At 44.1% G+C, this 13,236-nt stretch carries 10 protein-coding genes; 6 read left to right on the forward strand and 4 right to left on the reverse strand.

What is annotated here, in order from left to right:
* Positions 1-558: 558 nt before the first annotated feature.
* Positions 559-3,474, forward strand: coding sequence for an HD domain-containing phosphohydrolase (locus tag H027_RS0100495; RefSeq protein WP_338064774.1), 2,916 nt, complete (start codon positions 559-561; stop codon positions 3,472-3,474).
* A 7-nt stretch (positions 3,475-3,481) separates the two neighbouring features.
* Here H027_RS0100495 and H027_RS0100500 read toward each other — a convergent pair whose 3' ends face one another.
* Positions 3,482-4,780, reverse strand: a complete 1,299-nt coding sequence (locus H027_RS0100500; RefSeq protein ID WP_024870583.1) for a tyrosine-type recombinase/integrase — start codon at positions 4,778-4,780, stop codon at positions 3,482-3,484.
* 194 nt (positions 4,781-4,974) lie between these two features.
* Here H027_RS0100500 and H027_RS0100505 point away from each other — a divergent pair, with 194 nt between their 5' ends.
* From H027_RS0100505 to H027_RS0100520, 4 genes are all read left to right on the forward strand, one after another.
* Positions 4,975-6,171: an amino acid aminotransferase gene (locus tag H027_RS0100505; protein WP_024870584.1), complete on the forward strand. Its 1,197-nt coding sequence runs from the start codon at positions 4,975-4,977 to the stop codon at positions 6,169-6,171.
* Positions 6,172-6,424: 253 nt separating this feature from the next.
* Positions 6,425-7,030: an FMN-dependent NADH-azoreductase gene (locus tag H027_RS0100510; protein ID WP_024870585.1), complete on the forward strand. Its 606-nt coding sequence runs from the start codon at positions 6,425-6,427 to the stop codon at positions 7,028-7,030.
* 43 nt (positions 7,031-7,073) lie between these two features.
* Positions 7,074-7,694, forward strand: coding sequence for an HD domain-containing protein (locus H027_RS0100515; protein ID WP_024870586.1), 621 nt, complete (start codon positions 7,074-7,076; stop codon positions 7,692-7,694).
* 209 nt (positions 7,695-7,903) lie between these two features.
* Positions 7,904-8,644 carry a DeoR/GlpR family DNA-binding transcription regulator gene (locus H027_RS0100520; RefSeq protein ID WP_024870587.1) on the forward strand — a complete coding sequence of 247 codons (741 nt, stop codon included), beginning with the start codon at positions 7,904-7,906 and terminating at the stop codon, positions 8,642-8,644.
* A 36-nt stretch (positions 8,645-8,680) separates the two neighbouring features.
* Here the strand turns inward: H027_RS0100520 and dcd are convergent, their stop codons facing one another.
* The 3 genes from dcd to apbC form a co-directional block, all read right to left on the reverse strand.
* Complete coding sequence (gene dcd, locus H027_RS0100525) at positions 8,681-9,262, reverse strand: dCTP deaminase (protein ID WP_024870588.1); 582 nt, start codon at positions 9,260-9,262, stop codon at positions 8,681-8,683.
* Positions 9,263-9,282: 20 nt separating this feature from the next.
* Positions 9,283-9,927 (reverse strand): uridine kinase, encoded by a 645-nt coding sequence (udk, locus tag H027_RS0100530; protein WP_024870589.1) that lies wholly within the window; start codon positions 9,925-9,927, stop codon positions 9,283-9,285.
* 72 nt (positions 9,928-9,999) lie between these two features.
* The gene (gene apbC, locus H027_RS0100535; protein WP_024870590.1) at positions 10,000-11,073 is read right to left on the reverse strand and encodes an iron-sulfur cluster carrier protein ApbC; all 1,074 of its coding nucleotides are present in this window, start codon (positions 11,071-11,073) and stop codon (positions 10,000-10,002) included.
* Between the two features lie 126 nt (positions 11,074-11,199).
* Here apbC and metG point away from each other — a divergent pair, with 126 nt between their 5' ends.
* Positions 11,200-13,227: a methionine--tRNA ligase gene (gene metG / locus H027_RS0100540; RefSeq protein ID WP_024870591.1), complete on the forward strand. Its 2,028-nt coding sequence runs from the start codon at positions 11,200-11,202 to the stop codon at positions 13,225-13,227.
* Positions 13,228-13,236: the final 9 nt, after the last annotated feature.

Raw genomic sequence — 13,236 nt, forward strand, 5'->3', positions numbered from 1 at the left:
GTAGATATTATCGGTGATGTACAAATTAAAGTGTAGACATTATGAGAGTCAACCAAAACAAAGCAAATGATGACTACTCGATCAAACTATCTGATCTTATAGGATTTATTGATGATATGACCAACAGACATGTAGTAGATCATATATAGATTGGATTTAACATAATATACATTATGCGAAATACTAGATTATGGTGATTTGTGTCGTCTGGCATGAAATCGTCGGATACTGATGTGTCATCGCTGAGCACGCTGCAACGCCCGCAAAATCTGGAGCTGTAGAACCTGGTCGCAACCCGCGGATATATCCAGTAACGAAATTGGTGTTTTGCCACCGAGCGCCAGAATCGAGCATTTCAGGTGTGGTGGCCGAATTCAGCGTATCAGGTGGTAACCGACTGTTTTTACTCATGAAATCCCATTATGCCGATAAATTGCGTTATCGGCATAAGCGTAAAATACGATTATTTCAGTGACTACAGTGTTACGCATCTATAATTAACTGCAGATATTCCAAATGAATATGTAGGTATATATGCAATTCCGGATACCACTCTATGTGCATATAGCTACGCTATTTTTCTTACTTTTTTTGGTATTGGGGTTTGCGCTGGTTTCGCAGGCATACCGACAAACCCTTTCCGGCAACATAACGCACGAACAACAAAGTTTTAAACAGCAAGGATTTGCTGTTGAACAGTCATTGCAACTAACAATTACCCCTGTCAAAGCATCATTAACATTACTCTCCTATTCGCCAATTACTTCAGCTACGACACTTCCCCAGCGGTTATCCGCGCTACCACAACTGACATCGGTTTTAACATCTCAAAACTCGATTTCTGCAATTTATATAGGCTATGCGAATGGTGATTTTTTTCTGGTGCGTAAATTCACAAATGAGGTTCAAGCAGCGCTTCATAAAAAAGCCCCTGAAAACACCGAATTTCTGGTGCAGAGCATTACCAGCACTGGAAATAAACGAGAAGGAAACTATCTATTTTTTGATGCCAATTTAAAACAGTTAGAGTCTCTATTCATGCCTGATTATCAATATGATCCCCGAACCAGGATCTGGTATCAGGAAGCACAAAGCAGCACTAATGTTGTTATATCTCGTTCCTATATCTTTTTTACGACTCAAGAGCCAGGTTCAACACTTGCTATTAAAACTCCTGCAGGAAACGCTGTTATTGGTGCTGATTTTAGCATGAAGAATCTGTCACAATTCTTGGAAAAAATGCAAAGACCACAAGGAAGTGAGGTCGTTTTATTTGATGATCAAGGGCAATTAATCGCCTCAGCCCGAGAAATGTACACCACTCAAAATACTATGCATACCCTACCCTTATTGAATTCGTTAAAAATACCCGTGTTGGATATATTGCAAGAAGATATAACCAAACAAGCGATTACTGTGGGTAAACACAAGGAGTTAAATTTAAAAACTGCGAATAATGAATCCTGGGTTGCCTATGTCATCTCCATGTCATCCGGCAGTAAATATCCGCTTTATCTCAGCTTACTATTACCTTTAGATACGCTGTATTTACCTGCCCGCAATAATGCATTAACGGGGGCAATAGTTACGGTTTTTTTCTTGCTGCTCATGCTTCCCTTTGTGTGGTATGTCGCCAAACAGACAGCAAAACCATTATTAACTTTAAAGAAAGATATTGAATCCATCCGTAATTTTGATTTTGAAAAAAAATTCCCCACTCATTCCCATATTTCAGAAATAAAAGAATTAACCGAAGCCATGAACAGCATGCGCTTTACGATTCACAATTTTATTTCTATTGATAACGCACTCACGGCAGAACATAAATTTGACTCTTTGTTGACGCTTATTTTGAACGAAACATTAAAAGCTGTAGCGGCAAATGGCGGCATTATCTATTTACGGCAAGATTCAACCCTTAAAATGGAACCTGTCCGGGCCTTTTGGCAACAACAGGAAGTTAAGGGGCTGACAGGCATTCCTCTCCGAGATAAAAAAGAACATGCTCTTCGATTGGCCATTCATGGGCTGAAAGTGGTTGAAACGCTAGATCCCACGGTCTGGCAACGCGATTTTCAACAATTAGCGCCATTTGATAAAGCCCATTTATTAGTGGCCGAACCTTTAATCAGCCACCGTAAAGAAGTGATTGGCCTGCTCGTCGTCGTGTTGCCGCAGGATCATCATGCCTCTCACGATATCAAAGCCAGGGTCAGTCTGATTGACGCCTTATCCGGCACAGCGGCAGTAGCGATAGAAACACAACGTCTGATTGATGAACAAAAACATCTGCTAGAGTCTTTTATTGAGCTGGTCGCAGGTGCTATTGATGCGAAAAGTGCATATACCGGCGGCCATTGTCAGAGAGTTCCCGTCTTAACGCAGATGCTTACTCAAGCTGCATGCGATCAGAAACAAGGGGTTTTTGCTGATTTCAAATTGGATGATGATCAATGGGAAGCGGTTCATATTGCCAGTTGGTTACACGATTGCGGCAAAGTAACGACGCCGGAATATATTGTCGATAAAGCCACTAAACTGGAGGGGTTATATGATCGTATCCACGAGATACGCATGCGATTTGAGGTCATCAAGCGAGATGTGCACATTGCAACACTGAAATCTTATCTCGATAACGAACAACAAAAAGAAATTGAGAATTCCGTATCGGCATTATGGAAGGTGCTGGATGACGAATTTGCCTTTGTGGCCGAATGCAATCTTGGCTGCGAAAACATGGCAGCCGTACACCAAGAACGACTACAGGAAATAGCAAAACGAACATGGCAAAGAACATTAGATGACAGATTGGGAATATCTCACGATGAGCTTGAGCGTAAATCGCAAAACCCTAAACAAACATTGCCGGTATGGGAACATTTACTGGCCGATAAACCCGAACATTTAATTCCTCGTCCCGATTCAGAACAAATTAAAAATGATAACCCTTGGGGCTTTAAAGTAACTGTACCGGAATATCTTTATAATCGGGGGGAAATGTATAGCCTAACCGTGCCATACGGCACGCTGACAAATGAAGAGCGTTTCAAAATTAATCAACATATTATCCAAACCATTATCATGTTGAATAAATTACCTTTCCCACAGCATTTACAAAATGTGCCAGAAATAGCCGGAGGTCATCATGAAAAAATGGATGGTAGCGGTTATCCAAAAGGTCTTCATCAAAAAGATTTAAGTATCCCAGCTCGAATTATGGCTATTGCTGATATTTTTGAGGCCCTCACCGCCCGAGATCGTCCTTATAAGTCGGGGAAAACCATCACGGAAGCCCTCCAGCTCATGAAAGAAATGACTAAGAAAAACCATATTGATCGAGACTTATATATTCTTTTTGTTACCAGTGAAATATGGCGTGAATATGCAAAGCAATATTTACTCCCCGAGCAACTGACTGAGGTTGATAAAGCTGCTTTGCTGGATGGGCTTGAACGATTAAATTTCCCTCAGTAAAGCCGCATCAATTTATCCCTTTCAGCCGATTAATTTGTTTGGCAGCAGCGGTTTCATGTCGTTCAATTTTCGTGGTATGTAAATACTGTGATGTGGTATCAATACTGTCATGTCCCGCATCAGCCTGCACATGCGATAACGGTCTTCCATTTAAATTAATATCGTGTGTAATCCCCGTATGGCGGATGCTATGAGGAGTCATTTGCCGCATCTCCTGTGCGTCCTGTTCAAACCCATCTTCCTGTGCCAAATCGGCGGCAGTTTGGATCAAGAAGTTGATATCATCGCGTAATTGCCGAACCCCCAGGTTTGCATTGCGTAAACCAGCATCTCGCCCTCTCCCTGCGGCTTTATGTCGCAAAAATAGCGGCGTACTTTCATTCGGTGTCGGTAAAGCTGATAACCCTAGATATTCTCTATAACGTTTCAATGCGACAAGCAACTGATTGGATACTGCGACTGTTCTGCGTTTTCCGCCTTTACTGACCGGAATAAAAAATCCCCAGACACCGCTGTGACTGTCTCGTCGAAATTGCCCCATTACAGGTGAAAAACCAGGCCGGGCAGCCACTTCAGAAATGCGTAAATAACAGCTATACATCAAACTCACCAAAAATAGCGTTCTTTCGTGCAAATCTGGCTGTTTACTGGCCAATGCTTCTGCTGCAGAGATGACATAAGACCACTGTAACTCACTGAATGATTTTATGTTTTCCTCATCATCGAGCATATTACCCCGTAATGGTGATACAGAAAATCGGCTTTGTTTCATCCACATCATGGCCGGATTTCTTTCTGTGTATTCCTCATTAATCAAGTAACCATAATATGCTGATAAAATAGCCATTTTTGTTTTTAATGCTTTATCACTCAGACGGTAGGCTAATGGCTGGTTATTGTCTTTTTTCCCTAGAAATGGCCGCCATAAAGGATTAGGTACCCGCTCCCCCCACTCTTTCACAGTGACAAACTGCGCCACATTTCGATAAGCAATCAGTTCCTTGGGTGGATCCATGCAATAGTTAACATACGCGTTCATCATGCGGCGATTCACTTCCGCCGGAGAGATCCCTTCCACGTCAAAACACCAATGCAAATAAGTCGTGAGCTCACTTCGATATGTTTTGTAGTTATTTTCATTGAAACGATGCTCACTCAACCAATCAACGGCATGTTCATAGACCAGCGCAGCATCATATACATGATGGATCGTGATATCCGCGACATGCTGATTGACGGTCGGATTACCTTCATCCAAATATTGTGGTGAATCAAAAAGCGGAATAACAGGAGGGTTATCTTGCATTGCTTGCTCTTGGCTATTTCACATAATTCCATTATATATCAATAAGCTAATATCACATCGCCGATTTTTATCGACTCGCAATAGTGCTAATCAGATATCTGCAGAGATCCACAAGACAGATGCGGCTGAAAATACAAATATGGTGTTATGATATCAACAACCAGTCATGTATCACTTAGCGGAGCTTTCCCTGCATGTTTCAACACGTAGACATCTACCCAGGAGACCCAATCCTTTCACTGGTAGATACTTTCAAAAAAGACACCCGTTCCCACAAAGTTAATTTAGGTATCGGTATTTATTACGATGAAGCCGGTAATATTCCTGTTTTAGGATCTGTTCAAAAAGCAGAAGCCGCAATCGCGCAAACCATTACTCCACGCTCATATTTACCCATGGAAGGCGCACCTGATTACCGTAAGGCGGTCCAGGAGTTATTGTGGGGCAATGATAATCCAGCGTTAAAATCAGGTCGAATTGCCACGATCCAGACACTGGGTGGCTCTGGCGCTTTAAAAGTAGGTGCGGATTTTTTACATCGTTATTTTCCGCAAAGTGAAGTCTGGGTCAGTGATCCAACCTGGGATAATCACCATGCCATTTTTCAAGGTGCAGGCATCAGCACACATACCTACCCGTATTATGACGAAACAACCGGTGGTGTTCGTTTCACTGAAATGCTGGAAACACTCCGTGCACTGCCACTGAAAAGCATCGTACTTTTGCACCCATGCTGTCACAACCCAACCGGGGTAGATCTTTCCCCAACACAATGGGAAACACTGCTGCCGGTTATTAAAGAACGCGAATTGATCCCCTTCCTGGATATTGCTTATCAAGGATTCGGCGACAGCATTATTGAAGATACCTTTGCCGTCAGGATGCTGACCGATGCCAATATCAGTTTCTTTGTCAGCAATTCATTCTCTAAAAATCTGTCTCTTTACAGCGAACGCTGTGGTGGCCTTTCTGTCATTTGTCCGAATGCAGAAGAAGCTGATCGGGTGTTAGGACAATTAAAACTGACGGTTCGTAAAATTTATTCCAGCCCGCCAAGCCATGGTGCACAGGTCGTTGCTTCTGTACTGACTCAATCTGAGTTGCGAGCCGCATGGGAACAGGAAGTGGCAGAAATGCGTGACCGTATCAAAGCCATGCGCCAAAAACTCTACGACACCTTAACGGCCAAAGTGCCCGGAAAAGATTTCAGCTACATGATCACGCAACGGGGCATGTTCAGCTATACCGGCTTAACGCCCGAACAGGTTGATCGTCTGCGTGAAGAATTTGCGGTGTATCTGGTGAGAACCGGACGTATGTGTGTCGCAGGTTTGAATACACGCAATGTTGAATATGTGGCTAATTCGATTGCAGCAGTATTACAACATTAATATGCAACTCAGAAGGCTGCTGGTGATATAGCAGCCTTTTTCCCGCAAGTTATCACAATCTTATTCCAATGTTATGCACAAAAACTGTGGATAAACTACGGATGCAATGATGTCTGAAATACACTCCCTAATATCCTTCCGCGACAACCTTTCTAAAAAATAGAAAGATAGCACCTATTTTTTGCCATTTTTTCCTTAAAAATAGAATGTATTGTATCTATCAAGGCGATATGCCAACACTGAGGAATAAATAATGAGCAATGTTTTAGTCATTCAATCAAGTATTCTTGGCCCTTATTCTCAATCAACCAAATTGCTGGACAATTTTGCTGTTGAGTGGAAACAAAAACACCCAACCGACAATATTGTTGTTCGTGACCTAGCTGGCGAACCATTGCCTGTGCTGGATGGTGAAATTATTGCCGCCTTAGGTGGAAATGGTGAACTGAATGATCGTCAAAAAGCGGCTGCTGAGCTTTCTATGACGTTGATTGAAGAAGTCAAAACAGCCGACTACGTTGCAATTGCAGTCCCCATGTATAACTTTGGTATCCCGGTACAACTGAAAACCTGGATTGACCTGATTTGCCGTGCCGGTATCACCTTTTCTTACACTGAAACAGGCCCACAAGGCTTACTGACCGGCAAGAAAGTATTGATCGTCACGACCACTGGTGGTGCACATCGTAATACCGCGACTGATCTGGCGCTGGCTCATGCTCAAACAGTATTGAGTTTTGTCGGTCTGAAAGACATCTCTGTTGCGTATGCGGAAGCACTGGCTATGGGCCCAGAATCTCAAGAACGTGGTTTGGCTGAAGCGACTAAAGCAATACAAGCATTTATTGCACAGCATTAATTAATGTTATGCTGAGGGAAGTTATTCTTTCTTCAGCATTTTTATGGACACAAGACCTGTTCCCGCTTTCCGTTCGGAAATCGAAGCCTATATTCAGCAGCACGCACTTCCTGTCGATAAATTCAGTCACCAGCCTCGGCTTTATGCATTAGCTCGTTCTCTGGCTGAATCTGAAAAGATGGTATTTGATGATGACATACTTCATGCAGCAATATGGTTACACGATATTGGTGTCTTTGAAGGTCATCGCCCTTCCAACCCTGAACTGCTGGCAAAATGGGACAATGTCGCCTATGCCTGCAACGCGTTACCTGCTTTATTAGACTGCTGGCAATTTCCGGCAGAGAAAATTCCAGTCGTCATTGATGCCATAAGACAACATGCCGCACCCAACACGCCATCTTCACATGAAGCTATTTTATTGCACGATGCCGATCTGCTTGAGTTGCTTGGTGCCGTTGGCATCATGAGAGCACTCAGTAAAGTAGGACGTGATACCCGTTATCCGACGCATGGTAAAGCCGTAGCTGTACTGGAAACCCTGTTAACACTTCCCCAATTTCTACTGCTTCCCACAGCAAAAAAACTGGCCGAACCGCGAGTCATACTCATGCAACAATTTTTGTCTTCAATTGCGGATGAAACACTCGGCGTTTCATATTGAAGCTTTTATAAGCATCTGCAAAGCCGATCACAAGAGAGGGGGAATTTATTTGACCAATCTCTACCTTTGTAAAATCAATAAATGATTAGATATGTGCGTGTCGATGTAGTTACAAAACTCCAGATACAAGCAGTGGATGTCAGCATAATCAATTACATAAATATACTGTCATTCGTATCATCAACACATTTAGTGGCGAGAAACGTTTTATGCACCCAAGACACTCGGTTATTTTAGAACTGGTAAATAGTGCAGGACGGGTCAGTGTGGTTGATTTATCCACACAACTTGGCGTTTCAGAAGTGACAATCCGTCAAGATTTGACACAACTGGAAAACCAAGGTTTCCTGAAACGAGTACATGGTGCTGCAACCGTGCTCGACAGCGAAGATCCGGAGCATCGCTTATGGGCAAATAGCAAAGTCAAACAAGACATTGCTAACTATGCCTATTCCCTCATTAATCGTGATGATTGCATCTTGATCGAAGGCGGTAGCGTCAACGTTATGTTGGCTAAATTGCTTGCTGAACGAGCTGATATCACCATTATTACTTCCAGTTCTTATATTGCTCACCAGCTTCGTGCGAGCAAGGCAGAAATTATTCTGCTGGGTGGACAATATCAAACCAGTAGTGAAAGTCTTGTCGGACCGTTAACTCGCTTGTGCATCGACCATGTGCATTTCAGTAAAGCATTCATCGGCGTAGACGGTTTTGATGTTCAGACCGGATTTACTAACCGGAATATGATGCGAGCTGATATTGCTAATGCCATTTTGAACAAGCATCAGGAGGTCTTTGTACTGACTGATTCGAGCAAGTTCGGACGAATTCATCCTGCAGCTATCGGGCCTACTTCGCTGATCAAGCATGTAGTAACCGATAAGAATGCGCCGAACAGTTCATTGCAATGGCTGAGTCACCAAGGTGTACAAGTTCATATCATCTGACGTCTAAATGAAAAAAGCCCCTTACGGGGCTTTTGTCTAATCCTGATCTATCCTGCTGGCAACCGCACCCTGCTGACTCTTGTATTTCGCATTGGTACGTTTGTTATATGGCCGCACGGCTGAGCCTGACATCGTTTCGAAGTTCAGTGCGCCAATCACCATACCGGGACGCAATGCCAGTGGCAAACGTCCACCATTATAGAATTCAAGTACGATACGGCCAGACCAACCCGGATCAATACGATGCGCGGTAACGTGCACCATTAACCCTAAACGCGCCAGTGATGAACGACCATCCAGCCAGCCGACGATGTTATCTGGTAACGTAACTGATTCATGAGTCACCGCCAGCGCCAGCTCTCCCGGATGCAGTACAAATACATCTTCATTCTTGATGTAAATTTCGTCGCTCATGACGCGGTCGATAGCTGCCGAAACCTCTTCCTTTGGGCCGCTCAGATCAATGTAAGGTGCAGTATGTGCCTGAAACACACGAAATTCATTACCAAGCAACACATCCACACTGACGCCGCTGATGCGCGAGCTATCAGGACGCGGCTCAATCACGATTTTACCTTCTTCAAGGTGCTGCTCTATGTCGCGATCACAAAGACGCATGTTTTCTCCAGAATAAGTAATCAGCTTAGTAATAAATGACGAATTCGCGATTTCAACATCTCAATCGCGATGCGGTTACGACCGCCACGAGGAATAATAATATCGGCGTATTGCTTGGATGGCTCGATAAATTGCAAAAACATCGGACGCACTGTTTTCTGATATTGTTCCAGCACCGAATCCATGGTTCTGCCACGTTCCTGAACATCTCGAGCTAAACGGCGGACCAGACAGATATCCAGCGGGGTATCCATGAATATGCTGACGTTCAGCAATTTTCGCAATGTAGAATCATTCAGTAACAGAATGCCTTCCAGAATGATAATCCGCTTGGGCGTGAAATGAATGGTCCGTTCCGTCCGGGTATGTTCTGCATAAGAATAAGTAGGGATATCGACTGCCTGCCCTTCTATCAGCTGTTTCAGATGCGTGGCCAGCAGGGCATGATCGAATGCAGCAGGATGATCGTAATTCGTTTTAACTCGTTCCGTCATCGGTAAATGACTTTGATCTTTGTAATAGCAATCTTCCGTGATCACACCGATCTGATCTTCACCTAATTCGGCGGTTAATTCATTGAATATTGTTCTTGCAATCAGACTTTTACCTGACGCTGAGGCTCCTGCAATACCTATAATGACGCAGTCAGGATGTTTATCAGACATGAAGAGATCTCTTTTCGCTATTTCAAGCGGCGCATTATATATAAATCGTCGCCTGAAATAACGTGTCATTCCTTAGCTATTCACAGTAAATATCGTGCTTGGCTCGGTTTTTCCTGAAAAATAGAGTGATGAGGCAATTTTTCGGGCAATTCGTTTGTAAATTGCCGCTAATTTGCCATTAGGATCAGCCACCACTATCGGCGTGCCGTCATCTGATTGTTCACGAATATGAATATGAAGCGGAATTTGCCCTAACAATTCGGTTCCGTATTGCTCAGCAACCTTCACGCCACCGCCCTCCCCAAAGATTTTCTCCTTATGACCACACTTACTGCAAATGTGATAGCTCATGTTTTCAATGACACCTAATACCGGAATATTCACTTTCTCAAACATGGCGATGCCTTTACGTGCATCAATCAACGCCAAGTCTTGCGGTGTGGTGATCACGACAGCCGCCGTCGTCGGCACTTGCTGGGCAATCGTTAACTGAATATCCCCTGTACCTGGCGGCAAATCGACAACCAGATAGTCCAGATCTCCCCAACGGGTATCGTATAAAATTTGTGAAAGTGCCTTACTGGCCATCGGGCCACGCCAGATGGCGGCTTCATGTTCAGGGACTAGAAAACCGATGCTATTACAGACAATAGAATGCGCTTTGACAGGACGCATATGCTTTTCATCAATAATTTCAGGATGAGCATCGGCTTTACCCAGCAATACAGGAATGGAGGGGCCGTATATATCCGCATCCAACAAGCCGACCTTGGCGCCTTCCTGATGTAATGCCAATGCCAGATTAACTGCCGTTGTCGATTTCCCAACCCCGCCTTTACCCGAGCTGACGGCAATGATATTCCGAACACCCGGAATGGACGGCACCGCATTCTTGCGTGCGATTGTTTCTACCTGAATATCAAAATGCCACCAGACACGGCTAATATCGGCGACCTGACGAATTCGTTCATCCAGAACTTCCTGGATCTCGTTTTCCCAAGACAATCCAGCAAACGGCAGTTGAATATAGATATGTAACTTCCGGTCAATCAATTCTGTCTTTTTCAGAAAACCTGCTGCGACCAAATCCTTATCCCACGATGCAGGTTTAAATTCACTTAACAACTGATGTACTGTTTCAATCACAAAGACCCCCTCGAACAGCGCAAATCATCGATTAATACATGAGATAAAAGGCATTGAGCCTAGGCAGTTGGAGCTTAATTCAGGTAACATTGCCATTATTTCCATTCAAAACAAAGTCCGAACACTATGTCTAGCGCATCAAGAAATATTCTGGTTACCTGTGCATTACCTTACGCCAACGGTTCTATTCATCTCGGTCATATGCTGGAACACATCCAGGCAGATATCTGGGTTCGTTTTCAACGCATGCGCGGGCATAACATTCATTTCATCTGCGCTGATGATGCTCACGGCACGCCAATCATGCTTAAAGCGCAACAACTGGGTATCACGCCGGAAGAGATGATCGCTGCAGTATCGCAGGAACATCAAACCGATTTTGCCGGTTTCAAAATCAGTTTCGACAACTATCACTCCACCCATAGCGATGAAAATCGCCAGTTTGCTGAATCTATTTATACGAAGCTAAAAGAAAACGGGTTCATTAAGAGCAAAACTATTTCCCAGCTCTATGATCCTGAAAAAAATATGTTCCTGCCAGACCGCTTCGTGAAAGGGACCTGTCCTAAGTGTAAAGCTCCGGATCAATATGGTGATAACTGTGAAGTCTGTGGCGCAACTTACAGCCCAACAGAACTGATCAACCCTAAATCAGCCGTGTCTGGCGCTACGCCGGTAATGAAAGAAACTGAACATTATTTCTTCGATCTGCCTCAGTTTGCTGACATGCTGAAAGCATGGACAACATCCGGCGCACTGCAAGATGAAATCGCCAACAAACTGAACGAATGGTTTACTTCCGGCTTGCAACAATGGGATATCACCCGTGATGCACCTTATTTCGGTTTTGAAATCCCTGGTGCGCCTGGCAAATATTTCTATGTGTGGCTGGATGCACCTATCGGTTACATGGGGTCATTCAAAAACCTGTGTAACAAACGGGGTGATATCGATTTTGATGCTTTCTGGGGCGAGAACAGTGAAGCTGAACTGTATCACTTCATCGGCAAAGACATCGTTTATTTCCATAGTCTGTTCTGGCCTGCGATGTTGCACGGTTCTGGCTACCGTAAACCAAGCAACGTATTCGTACATGGTTATGTCACAGTAAATGGCGCGAAGATGTCGAAATCCCGCGGTACCTTTATCAAGGCATCAACCTATTTACAGCATCTGGATCCAGAATGTTTGCGTTATTACTACGCAGCTAAACTAAACAACCGCATCGACGATCTGGATCTGAATCTGGACGATTTCGTCGCACGAGTGAACAGTGATGTCGTCAACAAACTGGTTAATCTGGCATCCCGTACCGCCAGCTTTATCTGCAAACGCTTTGACGGCAAACTCGCCGATACACTGTCTGAACCCGTATTGTATAAAACCTTCACCGATGCCAGTGAACGCATTGCCGATGCCTTTGAAAAACGTGAATACAGCCGTGCTATCCGCGACATCATGGCGTTAGCTGATGAAGCCAACCGCTATGTGGATGAGAAAGCTCCATGGGTTATTGCAAAACAAGAAGGTCAGGAGGCTGAACTGTCTGCTGTTTGTTCAACGACAATTAACCTGTTCCGCGTTCTGATGACATACTTAAAGCCAGTGATGCCTGAACTTGCGACCCGTGCTGAAGCCTTCCTGAATGTGACGCTCAACTGGAGTGATATTGAACAGCCATTGCTGGCTCACACTGTTGCACCATTCAAGGCTTTGTTTACCCGTGTTGACCCGGCGAAAGTGAATGCCATGATTGAAGCATCGAAAGAAGAACAGCAAACTGCAGCGCCAAAAGTGACAGGCCCATTGGCTGATGAACCTATTGCTCCAGAAATCACTTATGATGATTTTGCTAAATTAGACTTACGTGTTGCGTTGATAAAAAAAGCTGAAACAGTGCCCGAAGCCGACAAACTGCTTCGTTTACAACTCGATCTCGGTGGCGAAGTACGTCAGGTATTTGCAGGTATCAAGTCTGCCTATTCCCCAGAACAGCTGGAAGGAAAACTGACTGTCATGGTTGCTAATCTGGCACCACGCAAAATGCGTTTTGGTATGTCAGAAGGAATGGTTTTAGCTGCTGGTCCCGGTGGCAAAGATCTGTTTGTTCTCGAACCACATGACGGCGCACAGCCCGGCATGCGAGTGAAATAAAGGACATCA

This window comes from Tolumonas lignilytica, from assembly GCF_000527035.1.
Lineage (GTDB): Bacteria > Pseudomonadota > Gammaproteobacteria > Enterobacterales > Aeromonadaceae > Tolumonas > Tolumonas lignilytica.